Below are 17,906 nucleotides of genomic sequence, written 5' to 3' on the forward strand. Positions count from 1 at the left end.
AAAGGTCCACGCCGTCTCGCGCGGACCGTGTGGGCTTTGGCGCGCCAATCTGGGGGAACCGCCGTGAAATCCATTTTGAACCGCCGTAGCGCCGCATTGTCCGGCGGTCCGTCGCGCCTGCTCGCCGTGGCGCACGACGCGGCCGCACAACGCGCGCTCTCGCGCGACGCCGCCACCGCCGATGCCGATCCCGCCAACGCCGCCCATGCGCCCGCCGAGTCCGTGGTCGACATCGAGTCTCGCACGGAACCGTCCGCAAGTGCTGCCATGCCGGCCGATGGCGGCCCGCGCCCGGTGTCCACGCTGCATGCGGTGCCGGTCATGCCCGCGCACCTGAACGGCCGCCCGGTGCAGATCGCCGACGGCGCCGCGTTCGAAGCGCTCGCAGCCGGTGAGGAACTGATGACGTTTCGCGTCTACCGCTGCTTCGCCTATAGCGTAAGCCTGTTTTTCCACCCGCCCACGCTCGGCTACTACGTCGCGCTCCATCAGGAAAGCATCCTCTGGCGCGCGCTCAAGGCCAACGACCTCGACGCGGCCGGCTCGGCGTTTCATCTCATGCAGGAGCAAGCCACGCGCCTTGCGGACGGCGAAGCGCGCCGCGCACAGCTCATCGCGCAGAATGCGGAGCTCACACGGCTGATCGAGGAATCGGAAGCACAGGCCGAACGGCTGCGCGTGGACCTGCAACGGCACGCGGATCAGGAACAGACCGTGACGGGCCGCCAGCATCAGGTGCGCAAGGAAGTGGCGCAACTGGAGGCGCAGCGCATTGCCGCCCAGGCGCAACTGAACAAGGCGCACAGGTCGCTGCATCAGCTCAAGGTCGCGACGAGCGAGGGCGTGCCTCATCTGCGTGGCCGCTGAAAGCGCGAACGCGGCGCACAAATAAGTACGGGCCGGTGGAGAACCGGCCCGTGCTGGACTGCCTACTGCGTTACTGCCTGCAACAACTGCGTACTGCTACTGCAAGGCTGCACCTCTCACTGCGCCAGCCAACTACATCCATCTACTGCTCTCTGCGTGCTTCTACTGCGTACTGCAACAACTCACAACGCTCACTGCAACTTCTCGACTGCAACAACTCACTGCGTGCTGCGGTACGGCTCCTGCAACTTCAACTGCAATAACTCACTGCGTGCTGCGGGTACGGCTCCTGCAACTTCAACTGCAATAACTCACTGCGTGCTGCGGTACGGCTCCTGCAACTTCAACTGCAACAACTCACTGCGTACTGCGTGCTGCAACTTCCACGACAACTACACACTGCGTACTGCAACGGCCTGGTGCAACAGCTCACTACCGACTGCGAGAACTCACAACACCTTCAAACTGCGAGGATTTGCTGCAACAACGAACTGCAACATCAACTACAGGGGTTGGGGCGCCGGAGCCACTTGTGGCGGCCCCGGCCGGTCACCGCTTAGTGACCGAAATAAACCTGCTGGTGCGGCGCGAGGTGTGCGGGTTGCACTGCTGCGCCCGACTGCGACGTACCCACGGCCGGTGCGCCGTAGCCGCTGGTGTCGCCTGCGGCCAGCTTTTCCTGGGTCACGCGGGCTTGCGCGGCTTGCAGGTTTTCCGGGTAGTTCACATGGTCAGCCGACGGGTTGTAACCGGCGTGCTCGAGTTCGACCAGTTCCGCACGCACCTGGGCGCGGGTCAGGCCTTGCTGGCTCGACTGGGCAAACGAGATTGCCGGGATGGCAAGAGCGGCGGCAACAACAACTGCGGGGATAAGCTTGTTCATGATCGGACCTCCATCTGTTTTATTTCCGCTTCGGAACACGGTGTTCGTCAGCGATTGATTACAGTGTAGTAGCCCGACGCCCATAGGGAAAACCCTAATTCATAAAAACACCGTTGCAAATCCAGCAACAAAAAAAGGTGAGTCCACGGGACTCACCTTTCGATTCCAACAAAGACCGTAACGACAGTGCGGCCTTTTGACTTGCGATTTCCTTACGACCAGTCGGCGTGGAAGCTGCCCGGCTTGTCGATGCGCTCGAACGTGTGAGCGCCGAAGAAGTCGCGCTGCGCCTGCACCAGATTGGCGGGCACACGCTCCGAGCGGTAGCCGTCGAAGTAAGCGACCGCCGACGAGAACGCCGGCACCGGCACGCCCGCGCTCACCGCCTGGATCACCACGTCGCGCAACGCCGACTGATAATTGGCCGCGATGTCACGGAAATAGGGATCGAGCAACAGATTGTCGAGCTGCGGATTCTTCGCATAGGCGTCCATGATCTTCTGGAGGAAGCGCGCACGGATGATGCAGCCCGCGCGGAAGATCTTGGCGATCGTGCCGTATTGCAGATCCCACTTGTACTCGTCGGAGGCGGCGCGCAGTTGCGCGAAGCCTTGCGCGTACGAAATGACCTTCGAGAAGTACAGCGCGCGGCGCACCGACTCGATGAACGCCTTCCGGTCGCCCGAGAACGGCTTCGCGTCCGGGCCCGCAAGCACCTTGCTCGCGGCCACGCGCTGCGTCTTGAGCGACGAGAGCACGCGCGCGAACACGGCTTCCGTGATGAGCGGCAGCGGCGCGCCGAGATCCAGCGCGTTCTGGCTCGTCCACTTGCCGGTGCCCTTTTGCGCGGCGCGGTCGAGAATCACGTCGACGAGATCCTTGCCCGTTTCCTCGTCCTTCTTGGCGAAGATCTTCGAGGTGATTTCGATGAGGTAGCTGTCGAGCTCGCCTTCGTTCCACTCGGTGTAGACCTGGCCCAGTTCCTCGTTCGAGAGGCCGAGCACCTGCTTGAGCACCGCATAGCTTTCGGCGATCAGTTGCATGTCGCCGTATTCGATGCCGTTGTGCACCATCTTCACGAAGTGACCCGCGCCGTCCGGGCCCATGTAGGCTACGCACGGCTCGCCGTCCGGCGCCTTCGCGGCGATTTCGGTGAGGATCGGCGCAACCAGATCGTAAGCATCGCGCTGGCCGCCCGGCATGATCGACGGGCCCTTCAACGCGCCCTCTTCGCCGCCCGACACGCCCGTGCCGATGAAGTGCAGGCCCGACTTGGCGAGTTCCTGGTTGCGGCGGATCGTGTCGGTGAAGTGCGTATTGCCGCCGTCGATCAGGATGTCGCCCTTTTCCAGCAGCGGCTTGAGCGCGGCAATGGTGTCGTCGGTGGGCGCGCCGGCCTTCACCATCATGAGAATGCGGCGCGGCTTTTCGAGCGAATCCACGAACTCTTCGAGCGTGTAAGCCGGCACGAGCTTGCGATCCGGATACTCAGCGATCAGCTCGTCGGTTCTCGCGCGGCTGCGATTGAACACCGAAACCGCATGACCGCGGCTCTCGATGTTGAGCGCCAGATTGCTACCCATCACGGCCAGACCCACAACGCCGATTGGCTGTTTGCTCATGTTGATTCTCCACTTCATTCATAGACGGCGCCGCAAGAGGCGCCAACCGTGCAAGCATAAGGGAAACGTCCGGGCGCTGCGCGAACGCGCGCACGCGCGGCTGACCGCCCCCCGCCTGCGTTAGCGTTTGCGGAACACCAGGCTGAAATTGTTGGCCGGCATCGGCACGCGCGCCTCGCATACGAAGCCCTGCGCCAACGCCAGCGCCTCCACGTCCTCCATGTCGCGCACGCCCCATGCGGCGTCGCGCGCGCGCAAGTCGGCGTCGAAGGCCTCGTTGCTCGGCGCCGTGTGTGCGCCTTCGCGCCGGTACGGCCCGTAGAGCACGAGCGCTCCCCCTGAAGCAACGCGCGCGCCCGCGCCTTTCATGAGCGCCTGTGCCGCTTCCCACGGCGCAATGTGAATCATGTTGATGCAGACGATGGCGTCCACCGCGCCGATCGGCCAGGGCTCGCGGCGCACGTCGAGATCGAGCGGCTCGCGCAGGTTCGCGAGGCCCGTGTGGGCGCGCCATGCGCAAATCGAGGCGCGCGAGCGCGCGTCGGCGTCGCTCGGCTGCCAGGTGATGTCCGGCAACGCGGCCGCGAAGTGTACGGCATGCTGGCCGGTGCCGCTCGCGATTTCGAGCACGGTGCCATGAGAGGGCAACGCGGCGCGCAGCACGTCGAGGATCGGCGCGGCATTGCGCTCGGCGGCGGGCGCGCTGAGGCGCTGGGCGGCTTGCGGGTCGTTCATCGTCTTGCGTTCTTTCAACGTTCGGTCAGTACAGGGTGTGCTTGATGCGTTCGGCGAGACCGGCTTCGTAAGTCTCGCTGTCGAACGTCTCGTCATATTGCTCCTCGTTCACGCGGCGCAGCATGTCGCCCGCGCTGGGCAGTTGCGAGCGCTCGACATGGCGCGACGGGTCCCACAGCTTCGAGCGCACGATGGCCTTCGAGCAGTGGAAGTACACGCTTTGCACGTCGATCACGAGCACCGAGCGCGGCGGCTTGCCGTCCACGGCGAAGCTCGCGAGCAGCGACGCTTCGGTGCTTACGCGGGCGCGTCCGTTCACGCGCAGCATCTCGCCCACGCCGGGCACCATGAACAGCAGGCCCACCTGGGACGAGGCCACCACGTTGCGCAGGCTGTCCACGCGGTTGTTGCCGGGCCGGTCGGGCAGCGCGAGCGTGCGCTCGTCGAGAATGCGCACGAAACCCGGCGCGTCGCCGCGCGGCGAGCAGTCGAGCCCGTCGGCGCTACCCGTGGCCAGCACGACGAACGGCGAGCTTTCGATAAAGCGACGGTAGTCCGCGTTGACGTGATCGATTTCCTTGCGCAACGCGCGCTCGTGCGGCGTGCCGTAGTGCGCTTCGAGGTCGGCTAGCGTGTTCAGCATGGCGTCGGTTCCGTTGAATGGCGAATGGCGAGTCGGGAGATCAGGCGCATAGCCGGGCGTCGAGCGCGTCGAGCACGGCCGCGCATGGCGCTTCCAGCTTCAGCGCGAGCAGCGGGTCGGCGCGCGTCTTGCCCATGTTGATGGCGGCCACGGGCTTGCCGCGCTGCTGCGCCCAGGCGCAGAAGCGATAGCCCGAATACACCATCAGCGAGGAGCCGACCACGAGCACCGCGTCGGCTTCATCGAGCGCGTTCGAAGCGGCCGCCACGCGCTCGCGCGGCACGTTCTCGCCGAAAAACACCACCGATGGCTTGAGCATGCCGCCGCACGCCGCGCACGCGGGCACATGGAAGGCGTTGGCGCCGTCGAAGTCGAGATGGGCGTCGCCGTCGGCGGCGGGCTCCGCGCTTGCCGCCGCAACGGCGGGGTTGCGCGCGACGAGTTCCGGCTGGATCGACTCGCGCGAATACTGCGCGCCGCAGTCGAGGCAATGCACGTGCGCGATGCTGCCGTGCAACTCGATCACGTCGTGGCTGCCCGCGCGCTGGTGCAGTCCGTCCACGTTCTGCGTGACGAGCGCGCGCGCGTAGCCCGCCGCGCCCAGGCGCGCGAGGGCGCGATGCGCGCCGTTGGGCTGCGCAAGCCCCACCGTGGGCCAGCCGATCAGGCTGCGCGCCCAGTAGCGCCGCCGCATGCCCTCGGAGCCGAGGAACTCCTGCAACGTGATGGGCGGCGAGCGCTTCCAGGCGCCGTTCTCATCGCGATAGCCGGGAATGCCCGAGTCCGTGCTGATGCCCGCGCCGGTCAGAACGAAGAGGCGCGGGTGACGCTCGACGAAAGCTTGCAGCGCGTCGAGCACGGCGGCGTCGAGAACGGGGGCGTTGGGTACGAGAGCGGATTCGGTCATGGCGGAGGGGCAATACGCTTCGGCGCGCTTCGGTGCGGTTCAGTGCATTCGGTGCGGTTCGGCCCGGTCAGTGCGACTGGCGTGAGGTCTTGCCGTGCGGCGGTTCGGCCGAACCGGCGGCCGGCTTGGCCGCCGCCTGCGTCTGCCGCTCGGCTTCGCGCGCTTCCCACGCGGCCAGCGCGGTGCGATACCGGCCGTACTCCTCGTCGTACAGATCGAAGATGCAGGGGTCGCAGCCGCTATGGCAGCAGTCGTCGTTATTGGGGCATTCGGGCGGCTGGGGGCGCGGATCGTCGTCCGGACGCGGGTGTGCAGGCATGGGCGCTCGGGCGTCGTGATGGTTCAGCGGCCAGTATACGGGAGGCGGCGCGCTCGCGTGCGCCAGCGTCTGCGCGCCCCCGCCGCTGTGTCCCGTCCAGTGCCCGGTCTTGCGCCCGGGCCGCCCCGTTCAGCCGCGCCCCACGAACGGCATCTTCGTCGCCATGATCGTCATGAACTGCACGTTCGCTTCCAGCGGCAGTTGCGCCATGTGCAGGAGCGCGTCGGCCACGAGTTCGACATCCATCAGCGGCTCGATGGCGATCTCGCCGTTCGCCTGCGGCACGCCGCGCGCCATGCGCTCGGCCATCTCCGTCGCCGCGTTGCCGATATCGATCTGCCCGCACGCGATGTCGTAGCGCCGCCCGTCGAGCGACACCGATTTGGTCAGCCCCGTGATGGCGTGCTTCGTCGCCGTATAGGCGATGCTGGAAGGCCGCGGCGCGTGCGCCGAAATCGAGCCGTTGTTGATGATGCGGCCGCCGCGCGGCGTTTGCCGCTTCATCAGCCCGAACGCCGCGCGCGTGCACAGGAACACGCCCGTCAGGTTGGTATCGACCACGGCGCGCCAGTCGTCGACGGAAAGCTCGTCGATGTCCACGCCCGGCGCGTTGCGGCCCGCGTTGTTGAAGAGGAGGTCGAGCCGGCCGTAACGCGCGCGGATCGTCTCGAAGAGCGCCTCGACGGCTGCCGCGTCGGTCACGTCGCAAGGCACGGCCAGCGCCTCTTCGCCGCGCGTGCGGGCTTCCTGCGCAAGCGCTTCGAGCGGCTCGGCGCGACGGCCCGTCAGCACGACGGCAAAGCCGTTCGCGAGCAGTCTGCGCGCGCACGCCCGGCCGATGCCGCTGCCCGCGCCCGTGACGAGCGCGATCTTGCGAGCGGGCGTGTTTGCGTCGGGTGTCACTGCGCGTTCTTGCGTTTCACTCATCGTTAGGTCTCTCCATGCGTTGCGCCGCTTGATCGCTTGCGACCGTTTTCGGGCGCGTTCAATCGAGCGGCTGGTCGTTGGGGTTTGCAAAAAGCGCCTTCATCTGCGCCGACATCGGATAGTCCAGGTTCACGCCCGCCGGCGGGATCGGCATTTCGAACCAGCGCCGGTAGAGCGCACACGCTTCGCCCGAGCGCTCCATTTTCGCGATGGTGTCGTCGGCAATGCGCTTGAAGGCCACGTCGCCGCGCCGGAACATGCAGCCGTACACCGCGGGCCGCGCCGCGCCGCCGACAATCGCGAACGCCTGCGCGCCGTTCATGTTGCGCGCGCTTTGCGCGACGGCCGAGCCCGGCGTTTCGCTCGCCACGTAGCCGGTGGCGAGCGCGGCGTGCAGGAGCGGCTCGTCCATCACGAAGGCCGCGGCGCGGCCGGAACGCACGGCTTCGACCGAATCGCCGTGCGTTTTGGCCACGACGATGTGCATGTTCATCGCGTGCTCGACGTTCCAGCGCCGCAGCATGCGTTCCTCCGACGTGCCCGCCGTCGTGACCACGGTGCGGCCCGCGAGATCGTCGAAGTCGCGCACCGGCGAGCCGCGCTTCACGAGCATGCGCACGCCGAACACGAAAATACTGTCCGAGAACGTCACGTCGCTCTCGCGCTCGTGCGTGTGCGTCGCGGTGCTGCATTCGAGATCGACGGTGCCGTTCTGCACGAGCGTGATGCGGTTTTGCGGCGTGACGATGAGCTCTCGCACCCGCAATGCAGGAAGCTGGAGCGAGTCGCGCACGGCCCCGGCGATGCGCTGCGCGATCTCGTACGAGTAGCCCGTGGCGTGCGCGCCGCCCGCCATGTACGAGAACGGCACCGCCGCTTCGCGCACGCCGATCACGATCGTGCCGGTGTCGCGGATCTTGCGCAGCGTGGGGCTTTCCAGTTCCTGCGCGTGGGCCGCGCCCGCCAGGATGCAGGCGCAGGCAAGCGCGCCGCCCAACGTGACCGACAACGAACGCGCGGCCCTCGCGGCGCGCGCATGATGACGCGAACGTCCCGCGATGCCAAAGCACTTCAACACAGTCTCCATCCCGTTTCCCGATTGCATGAAGCACGCACGCGGCGAAGCCTCCCCTGCGCCCGATTGTACCGGCGGCCCGCGCCGGATCCGATGCCCGACGCGCTCACGCCTGGCACGTTTCGGCGAGGCAGCCGCGCAGCACGTCGACGAACGCATTGCCCGCCTGCGAGTCCATGCCGCCTTCGCGCCACATGGCGAACACGCCGATCGTGAGCGCGGGTTCCACGCGCCGTATCGCGACCGGCTCGCCCGCGCTGCACGCGGTGATCTCGTCGAGCAGCACACGGCCGATGCCACGCGCCGCGAGCGCGCGCGCCACGTGCCACGTTTGCGCTTCGACGGCCGCGAGACGGTCGTCCACGCCCTCGGCCTCCAGCAGGTTGCCGATCGCCTCGCCAAGCGGGTCGACGTTGCCGATGCTGATCCATTCGCCATCGACGAAATCGCGCAGCGCAAGCGCCTCATGTTCAGGCGAGGGCTCGTCGGGCGGCGCGACGCAGACCACGGCGGTGCGCGCCAGTTCGTGCGCGGCGATGCCGGGCCGCGCAGGCGGATTGAGCGCGACGGCGAGATCGAGCTCGCGCGTGAGCAATGCGTTGAGGAGTTCGGTGGTGTGGCGCGTCTGGATCTTCAGCGAGACCTCGGGATAGCTCGCGCGAAACGCCTGCACGGCGGGCGGCATCAGGCTCATGCCGAGGCTCGGCAGACAGCCGATACGCAGCAGCCCTTGCGGGCGCAGCGCGAGATTGCGCGCGAGGTCGCGAATGCCGTCCAGGTTCGACTGAAGTTTCTGCGTTTCGGCGAACAGCAGCTCGGCCTCGCGCGTGGGTTGCAGGCGGCCGTGCGCACGGCTGAAAAGCTTCAGGCCCGCGCTGCGCTCCGCGTGCGCGAGCACCTTGCTGACCGCCGGCTGCGAAACGCACAGCAGCTCGGCCGCCTTCGAAAGCGAGCCGGTGCGCATGATCGCGTGAAAGACTTCGATGTGACGTAGACGCATAAGGTCGCGTGCCGCGCAGGCGTAGCTCGCTCATGCGCGGCGAAACAAAAGCGCAAGCATAGCGCGTTCGGCGCGGCGCATTGGCCGCGCCTCGCGCTCGTCACCATCCGTCGCCCCCCGTCACCACACGTCACACGCGGAAGTCCGCCGCCATGTCCTCGTCGCTACGCGCCATGATCGCGCCGCTGCGCGCCGCCTTCACGAACACGTCGTAGTCGCGCTCCACCTGGTCGGCGTAGGCGAACGCGTAGCTCGTCAATGCCTCCCCGAACTGGTCGTTGCGGCCAATATACGAGGAAATTTCGATGGCCGCGCTGCCCGACTTTGCATGCGCGCGCGCAAGCGCCCAACCGCAAAGGCGCGCATAGCCGATAAGCAGCGTGCTGTCGAGCAACTGGAGGTCGACCGAGAGTTTCATGTCGCGCAACTGGCGCACGTAGAAGTTGCGGCCGGAAGGGCCCGTGGTCCAGCCAAGAAAGATATCGCTCGCGGCTTGCAGCAGCCGCTGGCCACGCACGACCCGTTCGCCCTCGTGTTTCGGCGATTGCGACTTGAAGTACTGCGAAATAACTGAACGCCGTGCCTCTTTCACCTGAAGGAACAGCGGCTTCTCGTGATGGTCGACGAGCAGCATCACGAGGCAGCGCGTGCCCACGCTGCCCACGCCCACCACCTTGAACACGAGATCCTGGATGGCGAAGTGGTCGAGCAGTTCGCGCCGGTCGGGCGCGAGCGTTTTCGCATAGGCCGCGTACATCGGCTCGATCAGCGTGCGCCAGTCGCCGAGCGTGAACCAGTCGTCCTCGGGTTCGAACAGCGTGTTCACGCCGTGAACGTGAAAGAGCGCGGGCGGCGCGTCGCGGATCGTCCAGTGGTCGCTGTGGCGCTCGGCGAGCTTTTCGAGCAGGTTTTCGTGCGTGCGGTTGGCGGCCTTTTCCATGCCGCGCCGGATCAGCCGGCGGCCTTCGGGCGTGAGCGCCGTCTCGACCATGCGGTCGAAGGTGATCTTGTCGTACCAGAGATCGAGGGCGCCGTACTCCGCATACTGGCGCAGCCGGTCGCGATAGTGCGTCACGGCGGTCATCACGAGTTCTTCGGCCACGCCGCGCGAATAGCGCATGTGCCGCGCCGCCACGACGAAGCTCGCCACGAGGCGCTTGAGGTCCCACTCCCACGGACCGGGCGCCACCTCGTCGAAGTCGTTCAGATCGAACACGAGCTGGCGCTCGGGCGTGGCGAAGGCGCCGAAGTTCAGCAGATGCGCGTCGCCGCAGATCTCCATCGTCATGCCGGTGTTCGGCACGCCCGCGAGATCGTGCGCCTGGAGAATCGCGCTGCCGCGAAAGAACGTGAAGGGCGAGACGATCATGCGCCCATAGCGCAACTGCACGAGGTTGGGCACCCGGCCTTCGCTGCTCAGGCGCAGCAGTTCGAGCGGGTCGCGCCGGATCTCGCCCACTTCCTTGTGGCTCGAACGTTTCGAGCGCTCGCGCGCGGCACGCCCGGCCGCCTCGCGTTCAGCAACGGTGCTCCCATTCATGACCTTCTCCGGTTCTTGTACGGTCTCGCACCTGCCTCGTGGCAACGTGCATCGCGGGGAATACGGGGAAATTCGTTCTGCATACGCGGCGGCCTCGCGCGCCGTGGCCGCAGCCTGCGTATTTAAGCGTGCGGCCCCGTTTCGTGCAAGCAACGTGGCCGGCGGCGGCGGACGATTGCGCCCGAAGGCACACCATCAGGCACCCGATTGCGCACCATGAGCGCAACGCCCGCGCGCCTGGTGTACCGTGACGCGGAGATGCGTCCCCGCTATTGCAGGCGCAGCCCCCGGCAGCCCAACGCGTTCCGCTGCCGCCCTGCGAGACCTCGAATGAGACCTCGGTCATGAACGTCAAAGTCTATGGAACGCTCGTTGTCGCTTCGCTCGTGCTGCTGGTCGGCCAGTGGCTCGTCGCCGCAGTGCCGCTGCTGCGCAAGTGGACGATTCCGGAGCCCGTGGCGGGCGGCATCGTCGCGGCGCTGATCGTGTTCGGCCTGCACAGCTACGCGCACGTGGACGTGGTCTTCGACACCTCGCTGCAAGCGCCGCTCATGCTCGCGTTTTTCGCCACCATCGGCCTGAACGCGAACATCGCCAACCTGAAGCACGGCGGCCCGGTGCTCGTGCGCTTTCTCGCCCTGGTGATCGGCTTGCTCGTGCTGCAAAACGTGCTGGGGATCGCGCTCTCGCTGGCGTTCGGGGTCGATCCGCTGTTCGGCCTGCTCGGCGGGTCGGTGTCGCTCGCTGGCGGGCACGGCACGGGCGCGGCATGGGGCGCGGTGTTCACCGAGCATCACGGCTTGCAGTCGGCCACCGAGGCGGCCATTGCGTGCGCCACGTTCGGTCTCATCATGGGCGGCATACTCGGCGGCCCGGTCGCGCAGCATCTCATGAAGCGCCTCGGCGCGCGCGGCGATACCTCGGGCACGGCTGTCCCGCAAAGCGCCCCCGACCCTTACGCGTTCGAAGAACCCAAGGCCGAGCAGCCGACCACGCCGGGCGCGTTCATCAACACGCTCACGCTCATCGCCATCAGCCTCGCGGTGGGCGACGTGCTCTCCGAACTCATCGCCGGGACCGCGTTCGAGCTGCCCACGTTCGTGTGCGTGCTGTTCGTGGCCGTGCTGCTCGCCAATGGGCTTGCCTTCGCGGGACGCCCCGTGGCCGAGCACGCCGTCGCGCTCATCGGCAACGTGAGCCTCGCGCTCTTTCTCGCCATGGCGCTCATGACGCTGCGCCTGTGGGACCTCGCCTCGCTCGCACTGCCCGTGTTCACGATCCTCGCCGCGCAAACCGTGCTCATGGTGGTCTATGCGATTTTCGTCACGTTTCGCGTGATGGGATCGAACTACGACGCCGTCGTGCTCTCGGCGGGGCACTGCGGCTTCGGCCTTGGCGCGACGCCCACGGCGATCGCGAACATGCAGGCCGTGACGGCGCGCTTCGGCCATTCGCATCTCGCGTTTCTCGTCGTGCCGATGGTGGCCGCCTTCTTCATCGACATTGCCAACGCCATCGTCATCAAGCTCTTTCTCGCGTTGCCGATATTTCACTAGAAAACGCCACAGATGGGCGCGCCAGGCGGCGCGCGCCAGTCGCGCTAGAATGACGCGATTCACCGCGGATTCATTGAGCGTCTTCGCGGGGCGCAAACCTTCGAGCGTCATCATGTCCTTCACCGCCTGGCTCTTTTTCCTGCCCGCCTGCTTCGCGCTGAACATGGCGCCGGGGCCGAACAACCTGTTGTCCATCAACGTGGCCGCACGTCACGGCTTTTTGCGCGCGTTCCTCGGCGGCACGGGACGGCTGGTCTCGTTTGCCGCGATGATCGCGCTCGCGGCCACGGGCCTCGCCGTCGTGCTGCGCGCGTCCGAAGCCGTGTTCTTCGTCATCAAACTCGCGGGCGCCGCGTACCTCGTATGGCTCGCCGTGCAGCTCTGGCGCAGCGACGCCAACCCGGTGGGCATGACGCTCGACGCCGACGCCTCGCTTGCGCGCATTGCGTGGCGCGAGTGCCTCGTGGCGGCGGGCAACCCCAAGGCGATTCTCGTGTTCACGGCGTTCCTGCCGCAATTCGTCGATGTCGCAAGACCCATCGCGCCGCAGTTCGGCGTGCTCGGCGCGAGCTTTCTCGTGCTCGAATGCGTGGCCATCGCGCTCTATTCGCTCGCGGGCATGTACCTTGGCCGCTGGCTCACGCGCGCCACGGTGCGCCGCTGGTTCAATCGCACCTGTGGCGCATTTCTCGGCCTGATCGGCGTGAGTTTTCTGCTCGTGCGGCGCGCTTGATCGTGCTGCAAAAAGTGCTGCACTGCGGGTCGAATCCATAAGCTTCTCTTGATGATTTTCACGAGAAACTTTAACTGTCGTTAATCGACAGCACCCCCTATGCTCAAACCATCGTCCGGCGCCGCGGCGAGCGGGCTGCTTTTCCCCAACGCTCGCACACGATCATGAAACGCGCCGCCAGGGACACGCGGTTTTCAACGTCATTGGGGTTTCAACATGAAGATCTGCATCTATGGAGCGGGCGCTATCGGAGGCATGATGGGCGTGCAACTCGCGCGCGCGGGCGCCGACGTGAGCTTCATCGCACGCGGCCCGCATCTGGCCGCCATGCGCGAGAACGGCGCGCGCCTCTTGATGGACGGTGAGGAGTATGTGGCGAAGGTCCGCTGCACGTCCGACCCGCGCGAGCTGGGCGTGCAGGATGTCATCATCGTCACGCTCAAGGCGCATTCGGTGGCGGGCGTGATCGACGCGATGCAGCCGCTCATCGGCAAGCACACCGCCATCGTCACGGGCACCAACGGCATTCCCTACTGGTACTTCTACCAGCACGGCGGCAAGTTCGCGGGCACGCGGCTCGAAAGCATCGACCCGGACGGCTCGCAATGGACCCGCCTCACGCCGGAGCGCGCGATTGGCTGCGTGCTCTATCCGGCCGCCGAAATCGACGCGCCCGGCGTGATCCGCCACGTGTACGGCAAAAAGTTTCCCATTGGCGAGCCTTCGGGCGAGCGCACGCCGCGCATCGTCGCGCTGCACGAAATCATGCAGGCGGCCGGGTTCGACGCGCCGATCCGCGAGAATATCCGCGACGAAATCTGGCTGAAACTGTGGGGCAATCTCTGCTTCAACCCGATCAGCGCGCTCACGCACGCCACGCTCGACGTCATCACCGGCGACCCGGCCACGCGCGCCGTTGCGCGCACGATGATGCTGGAAGGCAAGCGCATTGCCGAGCGGTTCGGCGTGAACTTCCGCGTGGATGTGGAGCGTCGCATCGACGGCGCGGGCGCAGTGGGCGCGCACAAGACCTCGATGCTCGTCGACCTCGAAACCGGTCGGCCGATGGAGATCGATCCGCTGCTCACCGTCGTGCAGGAAATGGGCGCGCTGGTGGGCGAGCCCACCCCGACGATCGACACGGTGCTCGCGCTGGTGAAGCAGCGTGAACGCATGGCGATGCAACCGGCGTAATGCAGGGCGAAGGGCGGCAGGACTAAGGGCGGCGCGCAGGCCGCCCTGAATGGATGGAAGACAAAACGGATCGCGCGAGGGCGATCCGTTTTGCTTTTCTGGCGATGAAACGATGATGTGCGCAGCGCGCGCTATTCAATGCGCGCGTGGGTGTGCGTGGTCTGGAGCGTGGGCGCGGAGCCATCGCGCAAGGTGACGCGCATGGGCGCGCCATGCGTGTTGCGCGCGGACGAGCCATCGAGTGAAGATTCCGGTGCCGTGTCGTGCGCGACCGAGCCGTCCGGCATGAACTGCGACCACGCTGCCTGAGCGCTCGGCCGCAGCGAGCGATGACGACGCCGCACGAGCATCGTCGTGACGTTGACGACCGGATGCAGCAAGCGCGTGACGAGCGGGCCCGCAGGCGCGGGCCAGTGACACGCGGCGTGCGCGCCGTCCACGCACACCGGCAGCACGCCGATGCCCATGCCGAGCTGCGCCATGCGCGCCACGCCCGCGACGTGCGCGAACTCTTGCAGCGGCCTCCCCTCGGGCCGCAAGCCGTCCAGCGCGCGCATCACCGCGCCCCTGCAACCCGCGTCGCGATTGAGCGTGACAAGCGGCTCGCGCGCGAGATCGTCCCATCGCAGCGCCCCCTGTAGCGCCAGCGGATGGTGCGCGGGCAACAGCGCGCAAAGCGGCGTGGCCGAAAGCGGCTGCACGTCGAGATTGCCGCTCGCGAACGGCACGGTTTCGGCGATCACGCCGAAGTCGGCCTCGCCCTGCTCGACCGCCTGAAGCACGGCCGCTTGCGGCAAGTCCTGCAATTGCAGCGTGAGTGACGGAAAAGCCGCTGCGCAGCGCGCGAGCGCGGCGGGCACCCAGGTGGACGAAAGCACCGGATTGCTCGCCACGAGCACCACGCCGCTATGCGCCTGGTGCGCGTCGCGGCCTTCGCTGAGCGCCATCTCGATCTCGTCGAGCAGGCGCCCGATGCGCCGCTCGAAGCCGCTGCCCGCAAGCGTGAGTTCGACCTGGCGCGTGGTGCGATCGAACAGCTTCAGCTCGACCGCTTCTTCCAGTTCGCGCACGCAGCGGCTCACCGCCGACTGCGTGAGACCGAACTCGCGCGCGGCGCGCGTGAAGCTGCGCGCCCGCGCCACTGCGACGAACACCTTGAGTTGCTGGAGGGATACGTTCATCGACATGGCGGGCTCGCGCGCCTCATTCGCCGCGCGGGTTGGACCACGGCTGCAAGCCCGGGCCCGTGCTGGTGGCGAGCGTGACGGAAGGCTCGTTGCTCTCCTCGGCGCTCTGCTCGATCAAGCGCTTGCGCATGGGCGCGACGATGAACTTGGCGCTCACGCCCGCCGCGATCGTGATGACCGCCGCCGCGATGAACACGGCGCTCCACCCGCCCGTGGCCGAGAGTACGGACGCTACCGGTACGAGCAGGGCAGCGGTGCCCTTGGCGGTGTACAGCGTGCCGGCGTTCGATGCGGCGTACTTGCTGCCGAAGGTGTCCGCGCAGATCGCCGGGAAGATCGAGAAGATCTCACCCCAGAACAGGAAGATGAGCGCGGCGAACGTCATGAACGCATACGGGTTGGTGCCGAACTGCATCATGCCGAGCAGCGCGAGCCCTTCGCCCACGAAGATGATGAACATGGCGTTTTCACGGCCGATCTTGTCGGAAATGAAGCCGCACAGCGGACGCGTGAAGCCGTTGCAGATGTTGTCGATCGAGAGCGTGAGCGTGAGGAGCGGCAGCGTCGCGCCGAACACCGTCATCGGAATGGTGGCGAGGCCCCAGTCCTTCGCGATCGGCCCGATTTGCGCCGTTGCCATCAGGCCGCCGGCGGCCACCGCGACGAAGCAGACGTAGATCACCCAGAACACCGGCTGCTTGACCATCTGCCCCGGCGTGTAGTCGACGCGCGAGACGAGACGGCGGCCAGCCGCGGCGACGGCGCGCGGCACGGGCTTCACGAGCAGGAACGAGAGCACGAGAATCGACACGCCCTGGAGGATGCCGAAGAAAAAGAACGTGTGCTCATAGCCCGAGCGCGTGATCATGTTCGCAATCGGAATCACCGTGACGGCGGCACCGGCGCCGAAGCCCGCGGCCGTGAGGCCGGCGGCGAGGCCGCGGCGGTCCGGGAACCACTTGAGCGCGTTGCCCACGCAGGTGCCGTACACGCCGCCCGCACCAATGCCCGCGATCACCGCCGAGACATAGAGCATCGGCAGCGTCGTGATGTACGCGTTCATCACCCAGGCAAGACCCGCGCAAACCGCGCCGCCCGCCACGACCGGACGCGGACCGAACTTGTCGACGAGCCAGCCTTCCACCGGCACGAGCCAGGTTTCGGTCAGAATGAAGATCGAGAACGCCAGTTGAATCTCGGCCTGGCCCCAGTGGTGCCGCGCGTTCATCGGTGCGACGAACAGCGTCCATGCGTATTGCAGGTTGGCAACGAGCGCCATGCATAGCATGCCCACCACCAGTTGAAACCAGCGGTTCGTCCAGAACGGACCGCCCTCGCTCCTCTGACTGATTGCATTCATCTCGCTTGTCTCCGCTATCTATTCATTGCAGCCTGCCTGATTGCCGGTCTGCATAAATATCAACTTATGGTCTTTAAATTTTGCTGCGCTGCACTCTGTCTTTTATTCGCCGGATGAATGAAAAATGCGAATGGAAATTCGCCAATCCCCGTTCACCCGACTCCTACGTCACATCCCTTAAAGCATCGTTAAACAAGGGTTTTTCTACGCGTTACCCCTTATGAAATCGTATTTCCGAGCGTTAACCCGGACATCGTTTCGGGCATTCCACGCGGCATTCGGACTCCTTTCAACTCATGCTAGGGTGATTGCTGAATTACTCACAATTAAAGTTTGTTATTATGTGGATTCAGTATCCTTTATGGTTCGGCCATGACGATGCGAAACGCCACGCTGCGCCAGCTCAAGGTCTTCGAGACCGTGGCGCGTCACCTCAGTTTTTCGCGGGCCGCGGAGGAGCTGCATCTCACACAGCCGGCCGTCTCCACGCAGGTTCGGCAGCTCGAAGACCACGCGGGCTTGCCGCTCTTCGAGCAGCTCGGCAAGAAGATCTATCTCACGCCCGCGGGCACGGAGATGCTTCACTACAGCCGCGCGATCATCCAGCAGTTCCATGAAGTCGACGAGGCGATGAGCCAGTTGAAGGGCGTCTCGGGCGGCAAGCTCAACGTCGCCGTGATCAGCGCGGGCGACTACTTCTTTCCGCGCCTGCTGGCCGAATTCACGCGCCGCTACAAGGGCGTCTCGCTCAATCTCTCCGTGCACAACCGCGAGCAGTTGCTCCACCAGCTCGCCAGCAACCAGACCGATCTCGCCGTCATGGTGCGGCCGCCGCACGCGACCGACGCCATCAACGAGCCGTTCGCGCCGCACCCTTACGTGATCGTCGCCGCGCCCACGCACCCGCTCGCGAACAAGCGCGGCATCAAGCTCAGCACGCTCGCCAACGAGGCGTTCATCGTGCGCGAGCGCGGCTCGGACACGTGGAATTCAATGGAAGAAGGCTTCGCGGGCAAGATCACGAACCTCAAGATCGCCATGGAGATCCAGAGCACGGAGACGATCAAGCAGGCCGTGATTGCGGGCATGGGCATCGCGTTTCTTTCGGCGCACACCATCAGCCTCGAATTGCAGGTCGGCCACCTCACGGTGCTCGATGTCGAAGGCTTCCCGGTCATGCTCAACTGGTACGTCGTGCACCGCAAAAACAAGCGGCTGCCCCCCGTCGCGCTCGCGTTCAAGCGCTTCCTCATGGAGGAAGGCGCGCCGCTCATCGAGAACATTACACGGGTGTCAGAAGCGAGCCTCCATAAGTAAGGTGCTATGGATACGCACCTTACCTTCAAGGATAGCTAATC

General features: G+C 66.0%; 17 protein-coding genes. 5 read left to right on the forward strand and 12 right to left on the reverse strand.

What is annotated here, in order from left to right; genetic code table 11:
* Positions 1-63: 63 nt before the first annotated feature.
* Positions 64-867 carry a DUF2968 domain-containing protein gene (locus C7402_RS26260; RefSeq protein WP_116612732.1) on the forward strand — a complete coding sequence of 268 codons (804 nt, stop codon included), beginning with the start codon at positions 64-66 and terminating at the stop codon, positions 865-867.
* 556 nt (positions 868-1,423) lie between these two features.
* On the opposite strand, the gene C7402_RS26265 is transcribed toward C7402_RS26260, so the two are convergent.
* The 10 genes from C7402_RS26265 to C7402_RS26310 form a co-directional block, all read right to left on the reverse strand.
* Entirely contained in the window at positions 1,424-1,750 is a 327-nt protein-coding gene (locus C7402_RS26265; protein ID WP_112170898.1) for a DUF4148 domain-containing protein, read from the reverse strand.
* Between the two features lie 212 nt (positions 1,751-1,962).
* On the reverse strand, positions 1,963-3,372 hold the full coding sequence (gene gndA, locus C7402_RS26270) for an NADP-dependent phosphogluconate dehydrogenase (RefSeq protein WP_116612733.1): 1,410 nt from the start codon (positions 3,370-3,372) through the stop codon (positions 1,963-1,965).
* A 120-nt stretch (positions 3,373-3,492) separates the two neighbouring features.
* Entirely contained in the window at positions 3,493-4,107 is a 615-nt protein-coding gene (locus C7402_RS26275) for a DUF938 domain-containing protein (RefSeq protein ID WP_116612734.1), read from the reverse strand.
* 25 nt (positions 4,108-4,132) lie between these two features.
* Entirely contained in the window at positions 4,133-4,750 is a 618-nt protein-coding gene (locus tag C7402_RS26280) for a pyridoxamine 5'-phosphate oxidase family protein (protein ID WP_116612735.1), read from the reverse strand.
* Positions 4,751-4,790: 40 nt separating this feature from the next.
* Positions 4,791-5,657 carry an NAD-dependent protein deacetylase gene (locus tag C7402_RS26285; protein ID WP_116612736.1) on the reverse strand — a complete coding sequence of 289 codons (867 nt, stop codon included), beginning with the start codon at positions 5,655-5,657 and terminating at the stop codon, positions 4,791-4,793.
* 67 nt (positions 5,658-5,724) lie between these two features.
* Entirely contained in the window at positions 5,725-5,976 is a 252-nt protein-coding gene (locus C7402_RS26290) for an oxidoreductase-like domain-containing protein (RefSeq protein WP_116612737.1), read from the reverse strand.
* A 129-nt stretch (positions 5,977-6,105) separates the two neighbouring features.
* Complete coding sequence (locus C7402_RS26295) at positions 6,106-6,903, reverse strand: SDR family oxidoreductase (RefSeq protein WP_116612738.1); 798 nt, start codon at positions 6,901-6,903, stop codon at positions 6,106-6,108.
* 58 nt (positions 6,904-6,961) lie between these two features.
* Positions 6,962-7,990 (reverse strand): transporter substrate-binding domain-containing protein, encoded by a 1,029-nt coding sequence (locus tag C7402_RS26300; protein ID WP_116612739.1) that lies wholly within the window; start codon positions 7,988-7,990, stop codon positions 6,962-6,964.
* Positions 7,991-8,084: 94 nt separating this feature from the next.
* Complete coding sequence (locus C7402_RS26305; RefSeq protein WP_116612740.1) at positions 8,085-8,978, reverse strand: LysR family transcriptional regulator; 894 nt, start codon at positions 8,976-8,978, stop codon at positions 8,085-8,087.
* 130 nt (positions 8,979-9,108) lie between these two features.
* Entirely contained in the window at positions 9,109-10,518 is a 1,410-nt protein-coding gene (locus tag C7402_RS26310) for a DUF2252 domain-containing protein (protein ID WP_112170889.1), read from the reverse strand.
* A gap of 344 nt (positions 10,519-10,862) precedes the next feature.
* Here C7402_RS26310 and gltS point away from each other — a divergent pair, with 344 nt between their 5' ends.
* From gltS to C7402_RS26325, 3 genes are all read left to right on the forward strand, one after another.
* Positions 10,863-12,074: a sodium/glutamate symporter gene (gltS, locus tag C7402_RS26315; RefSeq protein WP_116612741.1), complete on the forward strand. Its 1,212-nt coding sequence runs from the start codon at positions 10,863-10,865 to the stop codon at positions 12,072-12,074.
* Positions 12,075-12,186: 112 nt separating this feature from the next.
* On the forward strand, positions 12,187-12,807 hold the full coding sequence (locus C7402_RS26320; RefSeq protein WP_112171117.1) for a LysE family translocator: 621 nt from the start codon (positions 12,187-12,189) through the stop codon (positions 12,805-12,807).
* Positions 12,808-13,023: 216 nt separating this feature from the next.
* Positions 13,024-14,001: a 2-dehydropantoate 2-reductase gene (locus C7402_RS26325; protein ID WP_112170887.1), complete on the forward strand. Its 978-nt coding sequence runs from the start codon at positions 13,024-13,026 to the stop codon at positions 13,999-14,001.
* Between the two features lie 131 nt (positions 14,002-14,132).
* On the opposite strand, the gene C7402_RS26330 is transcribed toward C7402_RS26325, so the two are convergent.
* Complete coding sequence (locus tag C7402_RS26330) at positions 14,133-15,182, reverse strand: LysR family transcriptional regulator (protein ID WP_112171116.1); 1,050 nt, start codon at positions 15,180-15,182, stop codon at positions 14,133-14,135.
* A 22-nt stretch (positions 15,183-15,204) separates the two neighbouring features.
* Entirely contained in the window at positions 15,205-16,548 is a 1,344-nt protein-coding gene (gene oxlT, locus C7402_RS26335; protein ID WP_116612742.1) for an oxalate/formate MFS antiporter, read from the reverse strand.
* 372 nt (positions 16,549-16,920) lie between these two features.
* On the opposite strand from oxlT, the gene C7402_RS26340 reads away from it, so the two are divergent.
* Positions 16,921-17,865 carry a LysR family transcriptional regulator gene (locus C7402_RS26340; RefSeq protein WP_112170885.1) on the forward strand — a complete coding sequence of 315 codons (945 nt, stop codon included), beginning with the start codon at positions 16,921-16,923 and terminating at the stop codon, positions 17,863-17,865.
* Positions 17,866-17,906 lie beyond the last annotated feature (41 nt).

It is taken from the genome of Paraburkholderia unamae (assembly GCF_003096875.1).
Classification (GTDB): domain Bacteria; phylum Pseudomonadota; class Gammaproteobacteria; order Burkholderiales; family Burkholderiaceae; genus Paraburkholderia; species Paraburkholderia unamae.